Origin of the sequence: Phenylobacterium sp. (assembly GCF_004799395.1) — a bacterium.
Taxonomy (GTDB): Bacteria; Pseudomonadota; Alphaproteobacteria; order Caulobacterales; family Caulobacteraceae; genus Phenylobacterium.
This window is the reverse complement of the sequence record NZ_SSMZ01000080.1, coordinates 13,888-33,883: the sequence shown is the minus strand read 5'-3', so window position 1 is coordinate 33,883 and position 19,996 is coordinate 13,888. Positions and strand designations below refer to the sequence as shown.

Annotated in this window: 16 protein-coding genes; 7 read left to right on the top strand and 9 right to left on the bottom strand. The window is 68.1% G+C overall.

Annotated elements, in window-relative coordinates; all coding sequences use genetic code 11:
* Positions 1-2: 2 nt before the first annotated feature.
* Both E8A12_RS05545 and ubiA read right to left on the bottom strand, forming a co-directional pair.
* Positions 3-974, bottom strand: a complete 972-nt coding sequence (locus tag E8A12_RS05545; protein WP_293366843.1) for a fatty acid desaturase family protein — start codon at positions 972-974, stop codon at positions 3-5.
* A gap of 53 nt (positions 975-1,027) precedes the next feature.
* Complete coding sequence (ubiA, locus tag E8A12_RS05540; RefSeq protein WP_293366842.1) at positions 1,028-2,047, bottom strand: 4-hydroxybenzoate octaprenyltransferase; 1,020 nt, start codon at positions 2,045-2,047, stop codon at positions 1,028-1,030.
* A gap of 437 nt (positions 2,048-2,484) precedes the next feature.
* Between ubiA and E8A12_RS05535 the strand changes: the two genes are divergently transcribed.
* The 4 genes from E8A12_RS05535 to E8A12_RS05520 all read left to right on the top strand — a co-directional run bounded on the left by E8A12_RS05535 (position 2,485) and on the right by E8A12_RS05520 (position 7,209).
* Positions 2,485-4,272, top strand: a complete 1,788-nt coding sequence (locus E8A12_RS05535) for an ABC transporter ATP-binding protein (protein ID WP_293366841.1) — start codon at positions 2,485-2,487, stop codon at positions 4,270-4,272.
* 108 nt (positions 4,273-4,380) lie between these two features.
* Positions 4,381-5,478, top strand: a complete 1,098-nt coding sequence (locus E8A12_RS05530; RefSeq protein ID WP_293366840.1) for a DUF898 family protein — start codon at positions 4,381-4,383, stop codon at positions 5,476-5,478.
* Between the two features lie 4 nt (positions 5,479-5,482).
* On the top strand, positions 5,483-6,562 hold the full coding sequence (locus E8A12_RS05525) for a M48 family metallopeptidase (protein WP_293366839.1): 1,080 nt from the start codon (positions 5,483-5,485) through the stop codon (positions 6,560-6,562).
* Positions 6,563-6,705: 143 nt separating this feature from the next.
* On the top strand, positions 6,706-7,209 hold the full coding sequence (locus tag E8A12_RS05520; protein ID WP_293366837.1) for a hypothetical protein: 504 nt from the start codon (positions 6,706-6,708) through the stop codon (positions 7,207-7,209).
* Here the strand turns inward: E8A12_RS05520 and E8A12_RS05515 are convergent.
* From E8A12_RS05515 to ppk2, 3 genes are all read right to left on the bottom strand, one after another.
* The gene (locus E8A12_RS05515) at positions 7,206-8,411 is read right to left on the bottom strand and encodes a winged helix-turn-helix domain-containing protein (RefSeq protein ID WP_293366836.1); all 1,206 of its coding nucleotides are present in this window, start codon (positions 8,409-8,411) and stop codon (positions 7,206-7,208) included. The genes E8A12_RS05520 and E8A12_RS05515 overlap by 4 nt on opposite strands.
* 130 nt (positions 8,412-8,541) lie before the next feature.
* Positions 8,542-9,522 carry an aldo/keto reductase gene (locus tag E8A12_RS05510; RefSeq protein ID WP_293366835.1) on the bottom strand — a complete coding sequence of 327 codons (981 nt, stop codon included), beginning with the start codon at positions 9,520-9,522 and terminating at the stop codon, positions 8,542-8,544.
* Positions 9,523-9,534: 12 nt separating this feature from the next.
* On the bottom strand, positions 9,535-10,296 hold the full coding sequence (gene ppk2, locus E8A12_RS05505; RefSeq protein WP_293366834.1) for a polyphosphate kinase 2: 762 nt from the start codon (positions 10,294-10,296) through the stop codon (positions 9,535-9,537).
* 46 nt (positions 10,297-10,342) lie between these two features.
* Between ppk2 and E8A12_RS05500 the strand changes: the two genes are divergently transcribed.
* Together E8A12_RS05500 and E8A12_RS05495 are read left to right on the top strand one after the other, a co-directional pair.
* Positions 10,343-11,077 carry a 16S rRNA (uracil(1498)-N(3))-methyltransferase gene (locus E8A12_RS05500; protein ID WP_293366832.1) on the top strand — a complete coding sequence of 245 codons (735 nt, stop codon included), beginning with the start codon at positions 10,343-10,345 and terminating at the stop codon, positions 11,075-11,077.
* A gap of 88 nt (positions 11,078-11,165) precedes the next feature.
* Positions 11,166-12,521 (top strand): glutamate--cysteine ligase, encoded by a 1,356-nt coding sequence (locus E8A12_RS05495; RefSeq protein WP_293366831.1) that lies wholly within the window; start codon positions 11,166-11,168, stop codon positions 12,519-12,521.
* A gap of 36 nt (positions 12,522-12,557) precedes the next feature.
* On the opposite strand, the gene E8A12_RS05490 is transcribed toward E8A12_RS05495, so the two are convergent.
* Complete coding sequence (locus E8A12_RS05490; RefSeq protein ID WP_293366830.1) at positions 12,558-13,094, bottom strand: DUF427 domain-containing protein; 537 nt, start codon at positions 13,092-13,094, stop codon at positions 12,558-12,560.
* Positions 13,095-13,279: 185 nt separating this feature from the next.
* Between E8A12_RS05490 and E8A12_RS05485 the strand changes: the two genes are divergently transcribed.
* Positions 13,280-15,049 (top strand): oligopeptide:H+ symporter, encoded by a 1,770-nt coding sequence (locus E8A12_RS05485; protein WP_293366828.1) that lies wholly within the window; start codon positions 13,280-13,282, stop codon positions 15,047-15,049.
* A 3-nt stretch (positions 15,050-15,052) separates the two neighbouring features.
* On the opposite strand, the gene E8A12_RS05480 is transcribed toward E8A12_RS05485, so the two are convergent.
* From E8A12_RS05480 to E8A12_RS05470, 3 genes are all read right to left on the bottom strand, one after another.
* Positions 15,053-17,092, bottom strand: coding sequence for a TonB-dependent receptor (locus tag E8A12_RS05480; protein WP_293366827.1), 2,040 nt, complete (start codon positions 17,090-17,092; stop codon positions 15,053-15,055).
* 179 nt (positions 17,093-17,271) lie between these two features.
* Positions 17,272-18,702: a metalloprotease TldD gene (gene tldD, locus E8A12_RS05475; RefSeq protein WP_293366923.1), complete on the bottom strand. Its 1,431-nt coding sequence runs from the start codon at positions 18,700-18,702 to the stop codon at positions 17,272-17,274.
* A 281-nt stretch (positions 18,703-18,983) separates the two neighbouring features.
* A complete protein-coding gene (locus E8A12_RS05470) occupies positions 18,984-19,952 on the bottom strand; it encodes a hypothetical protein (RefSeq protein ID WP_293366825.1) in 969 nt (322 codons plus the stop codon).
* Positions 19,953-19,996: the final 44 nt, after the last annotated feature.

The window sequence follows — 19,996 nt, the reverse complement described above, 5'->3', positions numbered from 1 at the left end:
AGTCAGGCCGCCGCGATGGCAGGGTGCGGAGCGGCCGCCTTGGCGCTGGCGGTCCTGAGCACGCTCACATAGCCCGGCGCGGTCAGCATGCCGTCCATCACGCCCTTGGCCTTCAGCAGGCGGTGGGCGCGGGGCAGGTTGTAGCAGGGCACATGCATGAACATGTGGTGCTCGCAGTGGTAGTTCACGAAATAGGGCGCGATCACCGCCCGCTCGAGCCAGTTGGCGCGCGTGGTGCGCGCGTGGCGGAGCGGGTCCGGCTCATCCTTGGCCACGCAGGCGTGCTCGGCGATGTTGCGCAGCCGGGTGATCATCGGCAGCCAGGTGGCCTGCGGGACCAGCCACAGCACCGGCCAAACCCACCAATAGCCAAAGGGGGCCGTGACCGCGACGGTCACCGCCATGCCGGTCAGGAAGCGGCGGCGCGCGTAGGCCGCGTCCTTGAGCATCGGCCACAGCGGCTCGCCGGGCTTGCGGTTCGCGATACGTTTCGCCAGGCTCGACCAGCGCTGCTTCCAATAGGTCTGGCCGGTCAGGTCGCGCAGGATCTTGCGGCGCAGGGACGTGGGCGTGATCGGGAAGGGCGCCGAAAGCACCAGGTCCGGATCCTCCGCCTGCTGGGCGTATTTGTGATGCGCCAGGTGGTAGTTCCGGTAGTCGATCAGCCCGCCGGTGGTCAGGTGATTGCCGACCCAGTCATTGACCTTGAGGTTCGGGTGCAGGGCGGCGTGCGCCGCGTCGTGCATCAGGATCGCCACCCCCAGTTGGCGGCCACCGATGACCACGATGGCCAGCGGGATGGCGATAAGCTTCCACCACCCGGGCGCAGCGACCGCGGCGGCCATCGCCAGGCCGATGACGATCCAGGCGTGGGCCAGCAGCGCCAGGCCCGTCCAGCGCGAACGGCGCGCCAGGGGCGCCCATTCGTGAGGCGCGAAATAGCTCTTCGGATCGACGCGGGTCGCAACGGCCATTTTGGGATTGTAGCGCCGCAAGCGGCCGCGCAACAGACTGACGCGGCGTCGCCCTACGACGGGATGATGAACCGGGTCCCGGCCACGATGGCCAGGACCAGGATCAGGCCGGCCCAGGCGTTGGACTTGAAGAGCCTGAGCGCCAGCGGCCCGTCGTCGAGGCGCACCTTGCGCGCCTGAGAGCAGAGCTGCACCCCGTAGGCCATCAGGCCGAAGTAGAAGAGAGGGCCCAGGCCGGCCGCGGCGCCCATGCCGATCAGGATCGCCGAGGCGGCGAGGTAGAAGCCGAGGATGGCCAGCGGCGCGCGCGTCCCCAACCGGCGCGCGGACGATTTGACCCCGGCCAGGGCGTCGTCCTCAAGGTCCTGGATCGCGTAAATCGTGTCGTAGCCCAGGGTCCAGAACACGCCCGAGGCGTAAAGCAGCACGGCTGGCCATTTCAGCGTGCTGTCGGTCAGGGCCAGGTTCAGGATCCGCCAGTTGCCGGTCTCGATCACATAGGGGGCCATGCCGCGCCAGAACTGCGGCCCCGCGCCGGTGGCCGCCGCGAAGCCCAGCAAGGCGCCCCAGTTGAAGGTCAGGCCCAGCCACGCCTGCGGCCACCAGGTGATCCGCTTCATGAACGGGTAGGCCGCCACCAGGACGAGCGACGCCGCGCCCAGAACCACCGCCGTCGGCGGCAGACTGAGCAATATGGTCAGAGAGACCAGGCAGCAGGCGATCACGAAGATCCAGGCCTGCTTGACGCTGATCTGGCCCGCCGGGATCGGCCGCATTGCGGTGCGCGCCACCTTGGCGTCGATATCGCGGTCGACGATGTCGTTGTAGGCGCAGCCCGCCGCGCGCATCAGCGCCGCGCCCAGCGCCACCAGGCCCATCAGCCCAAGGTTCGGCTCCCTGTGCTCCATGGCGTCGGCCAGCGCGATCCCCTGCCAGCCGGGCAGCATCAGCAGCCAGATCCCCACAGGCCGGTCGAACCGCCCGATCTTCAGCCAGGGCCGGATCGCGCTCGGCGCGAACCGATCGACCCAGTTGGTCGGCATGGCGTCAGGAAGCGGTGCGGAAGTCGTCATCTCCCTCCCCTTTATGGGGAGGGGCTGGCCTGCGCTAGCCGGTCGAGCCTGGCCCACACATCCTCACCCGGCTACCGAACTGTGTTCCGCGGGCCACCCTCCCCATAAAGGCGAGGGAAGCGCTGCGCTCGCCTTGACGCTCCACTGGGCCGCGCTTAGATTCCGAGATCTCAGCCACGCGAACAGGAGGGGCAAGATGAAGCTATTCACCACCGCCACTCCGCGACCGTGCGCCGGGCCGCCGCCGCGCTTATAACTCAACCGGACTGCTTCGTCTGAGGGCTCCATCGGCCCGATTTTCGAAGCGCTTCCGCGCGCCCGTGGCCCGCCGGGGTTTGCCAACCCCCGCTCCGCCAGGATCCATTCATCCGCGCCCGCGCCGCCGTCCCGACAAGGACATTCGCGGCTCGCCGCCGCCGGAATTTCGAGCTGCTCCAATGACCGATCACTACGAGGATACCGAAGACCAGAAAGACAGGGTGCTGAAGAACAGCCAGGTGCTGGGCTTCATCGCGCGGTTCTGGCTGCGTCGTCCCTGGCTGCTCACCGGCACTGTCAGCTTCGTCATCGCCGCCATCGCCTTCGACCTGGCGACCCCCTGGGCGTCGGGGAGGCTGGTGGATGCAGTGACCCATGGCCAGTCCAACGCCGCCGGAGCCTGGCGCGCCTGGGCGGCGTTCGTAGGCGTCTATTTCGCCTTCTCGCTGATCCGCAACCTGTCCATGCGGTTCTGGATTCCGCTCGCCTCCTCCAACATGAAGGAGATGACCGACGAGGGCTTCAAGAGGGTCCAGTCGTTCAGCGCCGACTGGCACGCCGACATGTTCGCCGGGGCGACGGTGCGCCGGCTGAGCCGCGCCATGTGGGGCTACGACAACGTCTCCGACGCGGCCTTGGTGTTCCTGGGCCCCGCGATCATCGTGCTGGTGGGCCTGTGCGTGATGATGGCGGTGCGCTGGCCGATGGTGGGATTGTTCTCCACCGCGATGGTCACGCTCTACATCGTCTCCAACATCGTCACGACCAACCTCTATGCGCGACCGGCGAACCTGCGCTCGGTGGCGCTGGACAGCCGCATCGGCGGGGCGCTGGCCGACTCCATTTCGTCCAACCCGACTGTGAAGAGCTTCGGGGCCGAAGCGCGGGAAGAAGCCCGGGTGGCCGGCGTCACCGACCTGTGGCGCCGGGCGGCCAACCGGACCTGGAACCGCTTCACCGACATCTGGCTGATGCACAACATGATGCTGGTGGTGTTGCAGGCGGGGCTGACGGGCCTGCTGCTGCGGCTGTGGGTGAAGGGCCAAGCGACCCCCGGCGACGTGGCCTTCGTGATCACCGCCTTCATGCTGATGACCGGTTACCTGCGCAACATCGGCGACAACATCCGCATGACGCAAAAGGGCCTCGACGACGCCGAGGACGTGGCCCGCTACGCGACCATGGACCCGCAGGTGATCGACGCCGCCGACGCCCGGCCGTTCCGCGCCGACCTAGGCGAGATCGTCTTCGACCGGGTGGTGTTCCGCTACAAGTCCGCCGCGACGCCCCTCTACGACAACTTCACCCTGCGCATCGCGCCGGGCGAGCGGGTGGCGCTGGTCGGGCCGACGGGGGCGGGCAAGTCGACCTTCGTGAAGCTGATCCAGCGCCTCTACGACGTGGACGGCGGCCAGATCCTGGTGGACGGGCAGGACATCGCCCAGGTCAGCCAGGGCTCGCTTCGCCGCGCCATCGCCGTGGTGCCGCAGGACCCGGCGCTGTTCCACCGCAGCCTGTCGGAGAACATCGCCTACGCCCGGCCCGACGCCACGCAGGACGAGGTCGAACTCGCCGCCATGCGGGCGCGGGCCCACGACTTCATCCTGCGCCTGCCGCAGGGCTATCGCACGCTGGTGGGCGAGCGCGGCGTGAAGCTGTCAGGCGGCGAGCGCCAGCGGGTGGCGATCGCCCGCGCCTTCCTGGCCGACGCCCCGATCCTGGTGCTCGACGAGGCCACCTCATCGCTCGACGTGGAGACCGAGCGGCAGGTGCAGGCGGCTATGGAGGAGCTTATGGTCGGCCGCACCACCATCGTCATCGCCCACCGCCTGTCGACCATTCGCGGGGCCGACCGCATCCTGGTCTTCGAGGACGGCCGCATCGTCGAGGAAGGCAAGCATGCCGAACTGGTGCAGAAGGGCGGCGCCTACGCCCGCCTGCACGCGGTGACGGAGGGTTGGGCTTAGGGCTCAGCCCTCTGCCGTCTCGCGGGTTGTCTCCGGAGCCGCAACTCGTGGTAGCGCTTTGAAAAAAGCCGTGTGATCCTCCCGGCAGAATTTCGGGGGGAATTTCACATGTCTGACGCTATGCCAGCCGCCGCCGGCGGCGAAGGTCCCGTCGTGCTGTCGCAGCGCGGCCAGCTCAAGTCGTTCGCCTGGCTCAGCCTGCGCAACGGCCTGCTGAACCTCATTACGCTCACGCTCTACCGTTTCTGGGGCAAGACCGAGGTTCGCCGGCGACTGTGGGCGACGACCTATCTGAACGACGAGGCCTTCGAATACACCGGCCGCGGCGTGGAGCTGTTCGTGGGCTTCCTGCTGGCCCTGGTCGTGATCGCCCTGCCGTTCCTGTGCCTGGTGTTCGGCGCGCAGTTCCTGGGACCGCTCTTCACCCTGGTGGTGATCCTGCCGTTCTATTTCTTCCTGTTCTTCATCGTCGGCCTCGGACGTTTCACCGCCTTCCGCTATCTCGCCACGCGCTCATCCTGGCGGGGCGTGCGCTTCAATATTCGCGGCTCGGCCCGCAGCTTCGGTCTCGCCTGGCTGGGCTACATGTTGCTGAGCGCCATCACCTTGGGCTGGTTCTGGCCGGCGGCCGAGCGGCGGCTGTCGGGCCGGCTCTGGGGCGGCCTGAGCTTCGGGGATCGTGACTTCGAATTCCGCATCGACGAGGCGCGCAGGGAGAAGATCTACGGCGCCTACACGGTCGGCTGGATCTTCGGAATCATCGGCTACGTCGTCTTCATTGTTGTGATCACCGGCGCCATGGCCCCGCAGTTGAAGGCTGGCGGATCGCCAACGCCGACGCTGGCGGAGATGGAGGTGATCTACGCCGCCGCGTTCCTGCTGGCGCTCGCCTATTCGGTGGTCTTTTCGCCCTTCCACGCCGCGATCCTGCGTTCGGTCGTCTCGGGCATCGGGTTTGGCGATGTGCGGTTCAAGCTGCGGGTGAAGTGGTTCGACATGGCCGGGCTGACGCTCAGCAACATCTTCTTCCTGACCATCACCCTGGGCCTCCTCATGCCCTTCGTCGAGGCGCGCACCCGGAAGTTCCTGATCGGTCGGCTGGAAACCAGCGGCGGCGCCGACCTCAATGCGATCGGCCAGGCTCAGGGGCTCCCGCCGCGTTTCGGCGAGGGCATCGCCGACGCCTTTGGCATCGCCACGATCTGATCCGGTGGAGGCGCGATTCCACGACGGCCGCACCACCGCGTCGCGGCCCGTCAAAGTGTGGGTCGAGGACGAGGTCTTGGTGTTCCACGCAGATGGCGAGCAGCGCTGGCCGCTGGAGACCGTGCGCGTGGAGATGGTCGACGACCGGGTGCGGGTGGCGCGAGCCGGCGACGATCCAGCGCGGCTCAGCATCGCGCTGTCCGACTGGCGCGATCTCACCGAACACGCCGTCCGCCACCATCGCGCGGTGCGCCGGCGCGAGCTTTGGCTGGTCGGCGCGCTGGCCACCTCGGCGGCGGTGATCGCGGGCGTGGTGTTCGTCGGCATCCCCGCCGCCTCGGGGCCGCTGGCCCGCGCGACGCCGCCGGACCTCGAGCGCAAGATCGGGCGCAACCTTGGCGGCCAAGTATCGCTGGCGTTTCCCGCCTGCAAAGGCGTCGCCGGCCAGGCGGCGCTCCACGGCCTTGGGCAGCGGCTGGGCAAGACTTCGGGCACGCCCTTCGACATCCGCGTCCGCGCCGTGCATGCCCCGATGGTCAACGCCTTCGCCCTGCCCGGCGGGACCATCATGGTCACCGATCAACTGATCGCGCTCGCCGCCGATCCCGCCGAGCTGTCGGCGGTGATCGCCCATGAAGCCGCCCACGTGGAGAAACGACACGTGATGCAGGCCGTCTGGCGTTCGTTCGGCTTCGGCGTACTGCTCGACGCCGTGGTGGGTGGCGGCACGGGCGCGGGCCAGCAGGCCGTGCTGCTGCTCGGGTCCTCGACCAATCTGCGCTACGGCCGCGCCTCCGAGGCGGAGGCCGACGCGGCTGGCCAAGACCTGCTCACAGAACAGGGCCTGTCGTCGCAGGGCATGGCGCCCTTTTTTCAGCGCCTGGTGAACACCTCTGAGAGCAAGAACGCCGGGGCGGTGAAGGAGTTGATCTCCGACCACCCCGACAGCCAGCGCCGCGCCGCCGTCAGCCGCGCTCGCGCCAAGCCGGGCGCCACGGCCTTCACCCCCACCGAGTGGGTGGCGATCAAAGCGACCTGCAAGGACGGCTACGACCCCCTGAAGCGGGTGCGGTCGCTGTTCTGACACCCGCCGCTCCCCCAAAGGGTACGCTGCGAGGAAGGCAAGCACCCGGGCCTGGCGAGAACGGCGGCGCCTATACGCCTATCCGCGCGGAGACGGAGGGTTGGGCCTAGCCCTTCCTTGGCGGGGCGGCCTAGGATGTGGGCATGTATCGCCCGGTCCTGGCCGCCCTGTTGCCTCTGCTCGCCGCCGGCGCCGCCATGAGCGCTGATGCCCCGGACTATTCGCCGCTCCAGCTCTACGAGGGCGCGTGGAAGGTGGTGATGCCCACGCCGGTCGGCCTGCCGCTGAGCGTCGGGATGGTCAACAGCTGCGGCCGCGTCGGCGTCAATTTCGCCTGTCAGCAAGCGTTGGCCGGCGTGCCGGGCGCGATGACCATCTTCTTGCCCACCGCGGTGCGCGGCAAGTGGCGCACCCAGATCGTCTCTGGAGACGGATTGGTGGACGGCGCCCCGGGCGAGTTGACCATCGACGGCCCCGTCTGGACCTTCCTCAGTCAGGAGAGGACCGCCACCGGCGTGAGTTGGACCCGCAACGTCAATCAATTTGCGGGCGCCGATCGGATCCATTTCGAGGTGGCCAAGTCCTCCGACGGCAAGACCTGGATTCTCGACGTCGCTGGCGACGAGCTGCGCGTCCCTGGACCCTAGCTGACGGCGTCCGCCAGCGCCCCGGCCAAATCCCCCTTCCGCTCCACGCGCACGCTCTCAAGCCCCAGCCAGCCGGCCATCAGCTTCAGTTCCTGGGCCAGGCGCACGGGCGTCGCGTCACTGGCCCAGGGCTCGGCGTGGCTGGCCTGAACGATCAGGACGCCGGTCTTGCGGTCGGACTTCAGGTCGACCTTGGCGGTCAGGGCGTCGCCCTCCAGGAACGGCAGGACGTAGTAGCCGTGGGTGCGCTTGTGGGCGGGCGTGTAGATTTCGATCCGGTAGCGGACGCCGAACATCCGCTCGGCGCGCTCGCGGTACCAGATCAGGTTGTCGAAGGGCGAGAGCAGGGCCTGGACGTCCACCCGGCGCGGACGTTTGGCTGCAGGGTCAATGAAGGCCGCGTCGCGCCAGCCCTTCACCGTCACCGGGATCAGCGAGCCTTCCTCGACCAGTTCGGCGGTGCGGGCCTTGGCGTCGGCCACCGGCATGCGGAAATAGTCGCGCAGGTCGAAGGCCGTGCCGACGCCCAGGGCGCGGATGGCGATCCGCAGCAGTTCGCGCTGCGCCTCCTCGCGCGTCGGCGTCGGCGCCTGGACGATGGCCTTCGGGAGCACCTTCTCCGGTAGGCCGTAGACCCGCTCGAAGGTCCCGCGGCGCGTGGCGGTGGTCAGCTCGCCGGTCCAGAACAGGCACTCGACGGCGCGCTTGGCGTCGCTCCAGCCCCACCAGCCGCCCTCACCCTTCTGGCCCATCTCCAGGTCGGACGCCGACCGCGGCCCGCGCGCGCCAATCTCGTCCAGCACCTTGTCCACGAAGTCACGCCGCTCGCGCAGGAAGCGCGCGACGCCCTTCCACGTGCCGACGCCATCGTGAGCGTCCTGCATGCGCCAGCGGAAAAGGGGCTGGTTCTCAACCGGCAGCAGCGAGGCCTCGTGCGCCCAATATTCGAACAGCGGTCGCTTCTTCGCCCAGGCGACCTCCTCCAGCATCTCGCGCGGATAGGCGCCGAGGCGCGCGAAAGCCGGCAGGTAGTGGGTGCGGCTGACCACATTGACGCTGTCGATCTGCACCACGCCAAGACGTTCGATCAGCTTGACCAGCTGGCGCTTGGTGACCGGCCCGTCCGGCCGCGGCGCCGCGAATCCCTGGGCGGCGAGCGCCATGCGGCGAGCCTCGCCGGCGGTCAGCTTATCCTTCGGCATGGGGAAGCGAAGCTCCGGAAGCGCCAGCGAGCCGGCAGCCTAGCTTGCGAACAAAAACCGAACAACCATGTGTTTAAGAATGGTTAACAGCTTGATCATTCCCCCTTTGAGACAGCGAACAAAGCGGGATTCAGGCGTGGTCTAACACTGGTTTCGGTTGGTAGGGCGCCTCCAGCCGCTTGACCTCGTCGTCGCTCAATTCGACGCCGACCGCCGAGACCGCCTCGTCGATGTGACCGAGCTTGCTGGCGCCGATGATCGGGGCGGTCACGGCCTTGTGGCGCAGCACCCAGGCGAGCGCGATCTGCATGTTGGAAAGCCCGCGTTCCCTGGCGATTTCGCCCACGGCGTCGACCACCTGCCCGTCGGCCGCGGTGTAGTAGAGGCGGGGGCTGAACTCGTCGGTCCGCGCGCGCTCGGTGTTGCCTTCCTTAGGCGCGGCGCGGCCGCCGGCCAGGTAACCGCGGGCCAGCGGCGACCAGGGAATGACCCCAATGCCCTCAGCCCGGCAGAGCGGCAGCATCTCGCGCTCCTCCTCCCGATAGACCAGGTTCAGCTGCGGCTGCATGGAGACGAATTTCACCCAGCCGTGCTTCTCGCTGGCCGCCAGCATGCGGGCGAACTGCCACGCGTACATGGAGGACGCGCCGATGTAGCGGGCCTTGCCGGCCTTCACGACGTCGTTCAGCGCCTCCAGCGTCTCCTCGATGGGGACCTCGTAGTCGAAGCGGTGGATCTGATAGAGGTCGACGTAGTCCATGCCGAGCCGGGTCAGGCTGGCGTCGACCTGGGCCATGATCGACTTGCGGCTGAGGCCCTTTTCGTTCGGCCCCTTGCCCATCGGTCCGTTGACCTTGGTGGCGACGACGATCTCCTCACGCTTGGCGAATTCGCGCAGCCAGTGGCCGGTGACCACCTCGCTTTCGCCGATGGAGTAGACATTGGCTGTGTCGAAAAAGGTGATCCCCTTCTCGATGGCGCTCTGGAAGAACGGCTTGGCCTGCTCCTGGTCCAGCACCCAGCTCCGCCACTTGGGCGAGCCATAGGTCATGCAGCCGAGGCAGAGGCGGGAGACCTTCAGCCCGGTTTTGCCCAGACGAACCTGTTCCATGGCGATCCTCTTCTAGCGGTCCAGCCGTCCATCGGTCAGGGCCTCGGTCTCGAACTCGAAGACCACCTTGGGGTCGGGCTTGTCGACGCCCTTGGCGATCGACTTGGGCGCCAGCTCCTTCAACAGGTAGCGCATGGTGTTCAGCCGGGCCTTCTTCTTGTGGTCGGTGCGCACGATGATCCAGGGCGCCTCGCGGGTATGGGTGCGCCTCAGCATCTGGTCGCGGGCATCGGTGTAGGCGTCCCACTTCTCCTGGGCGACGCCGTCAAGCGGGCTGACCTTCAGCGCCTTCAGGGGGTCGGACCTGCGGGCCTTCAGCCTCGACGCCTGTTCCTCGCGGCTGATGTCGAGCCAGAGCTTGATGACCTTCAGACCCGAGCCCACCAGCATGGCCTCGAAGCCCGGCGCGTCGCGCAGAAAGGCCTCGTGCTCGTCCGGCGTGCAGAAGCCCATGACCGGCTCGACGCCGCCGCGATTGTACCAGGAGCGGTTGAACAGGACGAACTCGCCGGCGCCCGGCAGGTGGCGCACGTAACGCTGGAAGTACCATTGCGAGCGTTCGCGCTCGGTGGGCTTGGGGAGCGCGATGGCGCGGGTGTTGCGCACGGACAGGTGCTCGGTGATCCGCTTGATCGCCCCGTCCTTGCCGGCCGCGTCGCGGCCCTCGAAGATCACCAGGGACTTCTCCCCGGACTTGAGGGCCGCGATCTGAAAACGCACCAGGGCCGCCTGCAGACTTTCCAGCTCGCGCGTGTAGTCGTCGTCTTTCGCCATGCCTTGACCCTAGTCCCGATGAAGCCCTGGGCGCTAGAACGAGACGATGATCCGTTTGTTCATTCCTCACCACCTGGAGGCCGGCGCCGAATTGGCGCTCGACCGCGACCAGAGCCACTATCTGGCCTCGGTGATGCGCCAGGGCGTCGGCGACGAGGTCGCCCTCTTCAACGGCCGCGACGGGGAGTGGCTGAGCGCCATCACCGCGGTGACCAAGCGCGCTGTCGGCTTGCGGGCGGAGATACAGACGCGACTCCAGGCGACCGGGCCGGACCTCGACCTGATCGTGGCCGTGGTGAAGCGCGGGCGGGTGGAGACCATTGTCGAGAAGGCCGCCGAACTCGGCGCGCGCAGGGTGCGGTTGGTGCTAACCGAACGCACCAACGCCGACCGCGCCCGCGTCGAGCGACTGACCGCCATCGCCACCGAAGCCGCCGAACAGACCGGCCGGCTGGATGTGCCCGAGGTGTTTGAGCCGGTGAAACTCGGTAAGCTGATCGACGGCTGGGAGGAGGGTCGCAAGCTGCTATTCTGCGACGAGGCCGGCGACGCCAAGCCGGTCCTCGAGGCGCTCAAGGACCAGTCGGCCGGCCCCTGGGCGATCCTGATCGGCCCGGAAGGCGGCTTCTCGCCCGCCGAGCGCGACCGGCTCCGCGCGCTCCCCTGCGCCGCGCCAGCCTCCCTCGGGCCCCGCATCCTGCGCGCCGACACCGCCGCGATCAGCGCGCTGACACTCTGGCAGGCGGCGCTCGGCGACTGGACTCCAAAGGGCGCCCCTTGAGCTTCGCCCGATTGCGCCCACCTATCCCCTCAACGTAAAGAGCAGCGCCGCGTGAACGCGGTCCCGGTTGGGATGGGGAAGGAAACGCATGGCCGAGACCGCCACGGACGACCGTCCCCTGACGTTCGAAGACCTGGTCGCCTGGTTCGATAAGGGTTCGAAGCCCAAGGACCAGTGGCGCGTCGGCGCCGAGCACGAGAAGTTCGTCTTCCGCCTGGGGACGCACGAACCGGTTCCCTATGAGCCGAACGGCATCAAAGCGCTGCTGGACGGGATGACCCGCTTCGGCTGGACCCCAGTGATGGAGGCGGGCCACGTCATCGCGCTGGAGCGCGGCAAGGCCAATGTCAGCCTGGAGCCCGGCGGCCAGTTCGAACTCTCCGGCGCGCCGCTGGAGACCATCCACGACATCTGCGAGGAGACCGGCCAGCACCTGGCCGAGGTGAAGGTCGTGGCCGACGAGCTCGGCATCGGGTTCCTGGGCCTCGGCTTCACGCCGATCTGGCGGCGCGACCAGGTGCCGGTGATGCCAAAGGGCCGTTACAAGATCATGCGCGAGTATATGCCCAAGGTCGGCGGGCTCGGCCTGGACATGATGTTCCGCACCTGCACTGTGCAGGCTAATCTCGACTTCGGCTCGGAAGCCGACATGGTGGCGAAGTTCCGGACCAGCCTTGCGCTGCAGCCGATCTGCACCGCGCTCTTCGCCAATTCGCCGTTCATCGAGGGCAAGCCTTCCGGATTCGTCTCGGCCCGCGCCAATGTTTGGACCGACACCGACCCCGACCGCACCGGCATGCTGGACTTCGTCTTCCAGGACGGCTTCGGTTTCGAGACCTATGCGAAGTACGCGCTCGACGTGCCGATGTATTTCGCCAAGCGCGGCGACCGCTACATCGACCTGGCCGGCCGCTCGTTCCGCGACTTCATGGACGGCAAGCTGGCCGAACTGCCAGGTGAGAAGCCCTCAATCAAGGACTGGGCCGACCACACCACCACCATCTTCCCAGAAGTGCGCCTCAAGCAGTACCTGGAGATGCGCGGCGCGGACTCCGGCCCCTGGAGTGCGTTGTGTGCGCTGCCGGCGCTGTGGATGGGGATCTTCTACGATTCCGCCGCGCTCGCCGCCGCCTGGGACCTCTGCAAGGCCTGGAAGATCGAGGACCATGAGCGTTTGCGCGCCGACGTCGCGCGGATCGGATTGAAGGCGCAGATCGCCGGCCGCTCGGTGCAGGACGTGGCCAAGGACATGCTGGCCATCGCCCGCGACGGCCTGCGGCGCCGCAACCGCCTCTCCGGCGGCATGGTGGACGAGAGCAACTACCTCAGCCAACTCGACGAGATCGCCGACAGCGGGATCACCCAGGCCGAGCGCCTGCTTGAGCTCTACAACGGCCCCTGGGCCGGCGACGCCAGCAAGGTCTTCGAGAACTTCGCCTACTGAGCCGTCCCTTCCCGGGGCGGGGAGGGGAGGGGAAGGCTAGCGCAATCCGCCGTCGTCGGTGCTGGCCGGTGTCGAGACGTTCGCCGCCCAATGCTCCCTCTGCGAGTTCCCGGAGCCGGAGTCGGTGTGCTGCACCACGTCGTCGACGGTGATGGCGAAGTCCTCGTCCGGTTTGGGCTTGGGAGGGGCGGGTTGTTCCGGCTTCGCCGCCGCGTTGGCGACCTCATAGACCTCGATCTTGTCGGTGTAGAAGGCGAGCCGGCCCTCGATGGCCTCCATGGCCGGGAAGGGCTGCTCGTAGGTCCAGACCGCGTTCTCGGCGAACTGGCCGTCCATCAGCACGGTGAAATAGCTGGCGTCACCCTTGTAGGGGCAGTGCGTGCCGCGGTCGGTCCGGCTCATGAAGCCCATCTCCACGTCCACGCGGGGGAAGTAGACCACCGGCGGATAGGTGGACTCGCGCAGGATCAGCGCCTCGGCGCTGTCGGCGATCACATGGCCGGCGAACTGGGCGCGCCAGCGCGTGGCGCCGGGCTCCAGGGTGATCGGGTGGTCGGGGCCGGGCGTCTTCATGGCATGTCTCCTTCAGCGGTTCGTAACGCAGGAGCGCTGGCCCAGGCTCCGCGCGGACGGTGACCCTAGATGGGGACCGGGCCAGCTTGTGCTCAGGGGGTCTAGGTGATTTTCTGCGGCGCAATCATGACGGCGCGCGCCTCGGGGGCGGCGCGCCTCCGCTAAGAAGAGGCCAGAGCCGTCACATGGACATCGTCATCGTGGCCGGGATCGTCATCGCGGCGGTCACGGCCATTCCGGTCGTCCTGCAGCTTCGCCAGCATCCCAGGGGCCTGCGGATCCTGTTCTTCGCCGAGATGTGGGAGCGGTTCTCCTACTACGGCATGCGCGGTCTGCTGATCTACTACCTGACCCAGCACTTCCTGTTCGACGACACGACCGCGGCCGGCTCCTACGGAGCCTACACCTCGCTGGTCTATCTGCTGCCGGTGATCGGGGGGTTCCTCGCCGACCGGTTCCTGGGCGCCCGCAAGGCGGTGGCCTTCGGGGCCCTGCTGCTGGTGGCCGGACACTTCACCATGGCGCTGGAGGGCGAGCCTGCGACCCAGGTGCTGACCACCCACGGGGCGGCCTACAACTTCCAGGTCACCGGTCGGGCCGACACCCGCGAAGTGCGGCTGCTGGTCGGCGGAACGCCTTACGCCTATTCCGCCGCCGCCGACGGCGGCCTGAACATCAAGGGCCTGCCGGCCACCGCGCCCCTTCCGTCGCACATGCCCAAGGGCGACTACCAGATCTCGGTCGCCCGTCAGTCGCCGCTCTTCAAGAACATCCTCTTCCTCGCGCTCGCCCTGATCATCATGGGCGTCGGATTCCTGAAGGCGAACATCTCGGCCATTGTCGGCGAGCTTTACAGCCAGGGCGACCCGCGCCGCGATCCCGGGTTCACCCTCTACTATTACGGCATCAACCTGGGCTCGTTCCTTGCCTCGATCACCTGCGGCTGGCTGGGCCAGACGATCGGCTGGTGGGCGGGCTTCGGCGCCGCCGGCGTCGGCATGGCCCTGGGCTGGATCGTCTTCGTGCTGGGCAAGCCGATGCTCGACGGCAAGGGCGAGCCGGCCGACCCTGTAGCGCTGGCCAAGCCGGTAGCGGGGCCGTTGAACACCGAGTGGCTGATCTATCTGGGCGCCCTGCTTGGCGTCGCGGCGATCTGGGTGGTGGTGCAGAGCTTCGCGATCGTCAGCGTCCTGCTGGGCGTCGGCGCCGTCGCCGTTCTGGGCTACCTGGTCTGGTACATGGCTACCAGGGCCGACAAGGTCGAGCGCGAACGCCTGTTGCTGGCCATCGTGCTGATCCTGGCCTCGGTGGTGTTCTGGGCCCTCTACGAACAGGGAGGCTCGTCGCTGAACCTCTTCGCCGAGCGCAACGTCAACCTGCACCTCTACGGCGACCAGTCCATGAAGCCCGCCCAGGCGCAGTCCTTCCAGTCGGGCTGGATCCTGGTCCTGGCGCCGGTGATGGCCGCGCTCTGGACCTTCCTCGGCCGGTTGGGCCGAGATCCGAACCCGGTGGCGAAGTTCGGCGTCGGCCTCCTGATGATCGGGGCCAGCTACTACGTGCTGATCTTCGGGGCGCAGTTCGCAGGCGCGGACTTCAAGAGCCCGCTGATCTTCCTCGCCGCGGCCTATCTGATGCAGACGACGGGCGAGATGTGCGTCTCCCCGGTGGGCCTGTCGCAAATGACCAAGCTGGCCCCGCCGCTCCTGATCTCGACCCTGATGGCGACCTGGTTCCTGGGCACCGCCGGTGCCCAGTTCGTGGCCGCCAAGATCGCCCAACTCACCGCCTCCGACACCATCGGCGGCCAGGTGCTCGACGCCGGCAAGGCGCTGGCCACCTACAGCCACGTCTTCGCGATGATCGGCCTCTGGGGCCTGGGCGCTGGCGTCCTGATGATCGTCCTGTCGCCCTGGCTGAAGCGGTGGGCCCACGGCGCGAGCGACACGAAGTAGGCGTCAGTCCCCGAAGGTCTTGCGCAGGCGGATGTAGATCACCCGGCCGGGGTGGACGCTGCGCAGGTCGACGGTGTCCAGGGGGACGAGGTTGCGGGGACCGTCCCAATTCTCGAACGTGTGCTTGAAGCCTCGGGCGGTGACGTTGTCGAGCTCCACCCGCCAGGTCAGCTTGGGATTGGGCTTCCACTCCGCGTAGGGCGTCACATAGGTCTGCAGCTTGTCAATCTCGATCTGGTTGAAGCGGTAGTTGCGCTGCTGCCAGCCGCCGTAGAGGTCGACGCCGTAGATCACCTTGCCGATGGTCTGCGAGTAGTGGGCGTCCCAGTCGGAGGGGTGCTGGTTGCTGATCGGGCGGCGCTCGTGGGTCGTGGGGTCGGTCACCTCCGACACCCGGCGGGTGTAGTCGCCGCGGATCACCGCGCCCTTCAAGCCCAGCTTGTCCAGCGGCACGGTCAGGGTCGCCAGGAAGTCGTTCTCGCTGCCGGCGCCGATGTTGGCGGGCGCATCGAAGAACGTGCCGTCCGGTGCGCGGAGCGGCGCGCGGTCGACGACGTCGGTGATCTCCAGGTGGCGCGCGGTGAGCACCAGGCCGCCGCCGCCCCAGAAGCGTCGCTCATAGGCGATCTCGCTGGCCCAGTCCTGCTGCGGGACGAGGTTCGGGTTGCCTGCGGTGACGACGCCGGCGGTGAGCGTCGTGGAGGCCACGAAGGCGCCGAAATCCAGCTGCCCCACCTCGCGCTCGTAGCGAAAGCGGAACTGGTTGTCGGCGTCCGGCGCCCAGGTCACCGCCAGCCGCGGCTTGGTGTAGTAGAGGGTCTTCGACAGGTTCACGTCGCCGCTTGAGGCGATGTTCGAGCCCTCCTCGCGCACCGCGCCCTCGACGGTCAGTGTCGAGAACGGCCGCCAGACCGCCTTGCCGAACGTCTCGCCGCGCTTCTCGTCGACCTCGACATCGGCGGCCGGCAGGGTCGTGAACACCGCGTTGTCCGAGAACAGGATGTGGTTTTCCAGCGTGTTGTAGGCGCCCTCGGCGCCGGCCTCCCAGGAGAGGCTCGGGTTCTGCTGGAACTTCACGACGCCGCGCAGGATGGTCTCCGACGTCGTCGTGTCCTGGCGGAACTCCTGGGCGTCGGTCGGGGTGTCGAAGGCGTCGGCGTAGAGTTCGTGCTTGTCCTGCCTCAGGACGACGAACTCGGTCGTGGTGCGGGCTCCGAAGCCGTGGGTGTAGCGGGCGCCGATCTCGCTTTGCAGATAGTTATCGTCCTGGTGGTCGTGCTCGGTGTGGGTGTTGGGGAAGCTAAAGGTATCGAGTTCTGCGGTGTCGTAGGCTTGGCTGCCGATCCGGCCGTTGATCCGCAGGCTGCCGCCGGCCAGCGGCGCCTCGGTGGCGCCGGTGACGATCGACTGGGTTCCCCAGCCCTGGCTGTGGATATGCGCCGCGCCGTTCGGTGTTCCGTCGCCGTTGGTGACGGTCCGCGGGCCGTCGCCGAAGCCGTCGTCGATGAAACCGCTCACGGTGACACCACCCTCCCAGGTGCGATCGCCGACCTTGCCGGAGCCCTCGATCCGCAGGGTGCCGAACCGGCGGCCGTCGCTGACGTGCTGGTCGGCGTAGTGGAAGATGCCGCGCGCGCCGATCTCCTGCTTGGTGATCACATTGGCGATCACCGTCTTGCCCTGCATGTCGATGCCGGGCGCGCCGCCGCGGATCACGTCGATGCGCGACACGTGTGTGGCCAGCATCCGCTGCAGCACCGAATCGACGCCTTCGGTCTTGGTCGCCGGGCGCTGGCCGTCGATCAGCACATTGCCCGCCGCGCCTTCATAGCCGCGCACGCCGGAGCCGGTGTCGAGCGCGAAGCCCGGCAGGGCGTTGACCATGTCCAGCGCAGTGTTGGGGCTGATGCTTTTGAAGAAGTCCGGGGCGTAGCTGACGATCGCCGGCTGGGCCGGGGCGGCCGTCTGGGCGACCGCCGGACCGGGGGCTTGCGCCGGCACGACCGCCGCCGCGGCCGCCTGGGCAAGAATGAAAAGCAACATCCGGAACAGGCTCCCCAAGAACGTGGGGACCTGACCTGCGCCGCCGCCGCGGCGCCAATTAAATGGCTGTAAGGTGGATTAATTCGCGGACAGAATGCATCCGTTCGTCTCGGCGGACGCCTCTCCTCAGAAGCGCGCAGCGCCGGCTCAAAGGCTAGCGCCGGCGCCCGCGCGGCTCGCTACAGGCTGGTGCCGCCTACCGTCAGGCCGGTGAGCTTCATCGACGGCTGGCCGACCCCGACGGGCACGCTTTGGCCCGCCTTGCCGCAGACGCCGACGCCGTTGTCGAAGCAGAAGTCGTCGCCGATCATGGTGACGCGCGTCAGCGCCGACGGCCCGTCTCCGATCAGGGTCGCGCCCTTCACCGGGGCGGTGACCTTGCCGTCCTCGATCAGATAGGCCTCGGTGCACTGGAAGACGAACTTGCCGTTGGTGATGTCCACCTGGCCGCCGCCGAAATTGGCGCAGTAGAGTCCCCGCTTGGTCGAGGCGATCATCTCCTCGCGCGGCGTGTCGCCACCCATCATGCCGGTGTTGGTCATCCTGGGCATCGGCAGGTGGGCGTAGGATTGCCGGCGGCCGTTGCCGGTGGCTTCCAGGCCCATCAGCCGCGCGCTCATCCGGTCGTGCATGTAGCCGACCAGGATACCGTCCTCGATCAGCACCGTGCGGCCGGTGGGCGTGCCTTCGTCGTCGATGGTCAGCGAGCCCCGGCGGCCCTGGATCGCCCCGTCGTCGAAGACGGTGACGCCGGGCGCGGCGACTCGCTCGCCGATCCGGCCGGAGAAGGCCGAGGTGCCCTTGCGGTTGAAGTCGCCCTCCAGGCCGTGGCCCACCGCCTCGTGCAGCAGCACGCCGTTCCAGCCCGGGCCCAGGACCACGTCCATCTCGCCCGCCGGGCAAGGGATGGCGTCGAGATTGACCAGCGCCTGGCGCAGCGCCTCGTCCACCTGTTCCTGCCAGCGGTCGGGCGTGATCCAGGCCTCGAAACCAGCGCGGCCGCCGGCGCCGGAGTAGCCGCTCTCGCGCTTGCCGTCGCGCTCCACTGTGAGCTGGACGTTGATGCGGGCCAGCGGCCGCACGTCGCGCAGGAGGCGGCCATCAGCCCGCAGGATCTCGATTGTGCGCCGTTCGCCGGCCAGGGAGGCCATCACCTGCACCACCCGCGGGTCGCGGGCGCGGGCCCAGGCGTCGATCTCCTGCAGAAGGGAGACCTTGTCGGAGAAATCCGGGGAGGCGAGCGGATCGTCCTCGCCATAGAGCTTGGCGTTGGTGGCGCGCGGCGCCTCGGCGGCGGCGCCCGAATAGCCTCGCTTGGCGAGCCGGGCCGAATCGGCGGCGCGGCCTATGGCGCCTTCGGAGATCTCGCTGGCGTGGGCGTAGCCCGCCGTCTCGCCGGCCACGACCCGCAGGCCAAAGCCCTCGGTGGCGTCATAGGCCGCCGACTTCAGCCGCCCGTCGTCGAACAGGAAGCTCTCGCTTTCGGAGCGTTCAACGAACAGCTCCCCGTCGTCGGCGCCTTTCAGCGCGTCGCCGAGGATGGCTTCGGCGCGCTGGGGGTCGACGCCGGCGGACTCGAGGATCGAAGGAGCGGGGGAATGGGCGTTCATGCGGCAAAGATAGGGAGCCGGGCGGTCCACGTCACCCGGCTTCGGCGTCGCGGGCGCAGATCTCGATGTGACGGCTTGGGACGGACCGGCATCACCCCGGCGCGAGAGGGGGCGCGCGCCGGGGGATACTCGGTACTCAAGTACGTCGGCGCGTTTGGGGTCGCGGCCGAGGCGTGAAAATTGCCCGCCGCGGTTAGCGCAAGGTAAGGATTTCGAGCGATTTGGCGGCGCGGCTATTTTCCATGCCGCTCATCCCGGCGTTCGCCGGGATGAGCGGAGTTCTATTTTACCGCCGCCTCGTCGTGGCGAGCGCCGGCCAGGACGCCGGGCAGAGAGTAGTTCCCCTCATGGCAGGCGAACTCGAACAGCGGTCCTTTGGCGGCGTGGAAGATGAGCTGCCCGCGCCAGGGCCGGCTATAGATCGCTGGGTCGTCCACCGCGAAGTCGTAGACGATCTCGCCGGCCGAAACCCGGGTGAACCGTTCGGTCACCTTCGCATCCTTGGAGATATAGAGCGGCTGCGGCGATTTGAACGCCTCGCCGGGGTTCAGGTTGGTGGTCTCGACAACCAGGCTGCGGCCTTCCCAGTGGGCGATGGAATCGCCGGCCCAGGGGCGGATCGCCGGCGGCAGATGGGCCGCGGCGTTCAGGCGGATGATCCGCGGGTCCCGCCCGGACTCCATGCGGATCGTCACGAAGTCGCGGGTCTGGACGATCTGATAGAGGCTGTTGTCCCAGTGCGGCATCATCGGCACGCTGGAGGAGCTCGAGCCGCCCATCAGGCAGCGCTCGGTGCTGGGGCGATCCTCGGGGTTATCTAACCCTGCAATACGGCTCTTCAGGCTGCTCTCCATCTGGGTGCGCCCGGCGGCGGTGTAGGGCAGTTTGCCGTCCGCCGGCTCGACCACCATGGCAGTGTGGATCTTGCCGTCCACGCGGATCATCGGGCCGCCGTACTCCCACCATTCGGATTGCCGCCCGCCGACCGCGTCGATGTCGGCGGCGCCGAACGCCTGCGGGTTGGAAGCCTCGTAGGCCTTCGCCCTCGCTTCGGTGGTGGTGGGGCCGTCGAAGGCGGCTGGACGCTCGATCGGCGTGACCGTGACGTTGGTCCACAAACCTTCCAGATCACCGCCGGGCGGGCGCGGTCGCGCCGCGGCGACGCCGGCCAGGACCAGGATTCCTGTCGCCAACACCGCCGCGGCGCTGCGCCCCCACGCCCTCGAACCCGCGCCCGTCGTCCCCATCATGCTGCAGCATGCCGCGGAACTCCGGTCCGCGACACTGCACATTT

Bases quoted from the DNA above. Each gene is read 5' to 3' on its own strand.
- E8A12_RS05535 (WP_293366841.1), top strand. From the start codon at position 2,485: ATGACCGATCACTACGAGGATACCGAAGACCAGAAAGACAGGGTGCTG.
- tldD (WP_293366923.1), bottom strand. From the start codon at position 18,702: ATGAACGCCCATTCCCCCGCTCCTTCGATCCTCGAGTCCGCCGGCGTC.
- ubiA (WP_293366842.1), bottom strand. From the start codon at position 2,047: ATGACGACTTCCGCACCGCTTCCTGACGCCATGCCGACCAACTGGGTC.
- E8A12_RS05490 (WP_293366830.1), bottom strand. From the start codon at position 13,094: ATGAAGACGCCCGGCCCCGACCACCCGATCACCCTGGAGCCCGGCGCC.
- E8A12_RS05485 (WP_293366828.1), top strand. From the start codon at position 13,280: ATGGACATCGTCATCGTGGCCGGGATCGTCATCGCGGCGGTCACGGCC.
- E8A12_RS05495 (WP_293366831.1), top strand. From the start codon at position 11,166: ATGGCCGAGACCGCCACGGACGACCGTCCCCTGACGTTCGAAGACCTG.
- E8A12_RS05480 (WP_293366827.1), bottom strand. From the start codon at position 17,092: ATGTTGCTTTTCATTCTTGCCCAGGCGGCCGCGGCGGCGGTCGTGCCG.
- E8A12_RS05515 (WP_293366836.1), bottom strand. From the start codon at position 8,411: ATGCCGAAGGATAAGCTGACCGCCGGCGAGGCTCGCCGCATGGCGCTC.
- E8A12_RS05470 (WP_293366825.1), bottom strand. From the start codon at position 19,952: ATGATGGGGACGACGGGCGCGGGTTCGAGGGCGTGGGGGCGCAGCGCC.
- E8A12_RS05520 (WP_293366837.1), top strand. From the start codon at position 6,706: ATGTATCGCCCGGTCCTGGCCGCCCTGTTGCCTCTGCTCGCCGCCGGC.
- ppk2 (WP_293366834.1), bottom strand. From the start codon at position 10,296: ATGGCGAAAGACGACGACTACACGCGCGAGCTGGAAAGTCTGCAGGCG.
- E8A12_RS05500 (WP_293366832.1), top strand. From the start codon at position 10,343: ATGATCCGTTTGTTCATTCCTCACCACCTGGAGGCCGGCGCCGAATTG.
- E8A12_RS05510 (WP_293366835.1), bottom strand. From the start codon at position 9,522: ATGGAACAGGTTCGTCTGGGCAAAACCGGGCTGAAGGTCTCCCGCCTC.
- E8A12_RS05530 (WP_293366840.1), top strand. From the start codon at position 4,381: ATGTCTGACGCTATGCCAGCCGCCGCCGGCGGCGAAGGTCCCGTCGTG.
- E8A12_RS05545 (WP_293366843.1), bottom strand. From the start codon at position 974: ATGGCCGTTGCGACCCGCGTCGATCCGAAGAGCTATTTCGCGCCTCAC.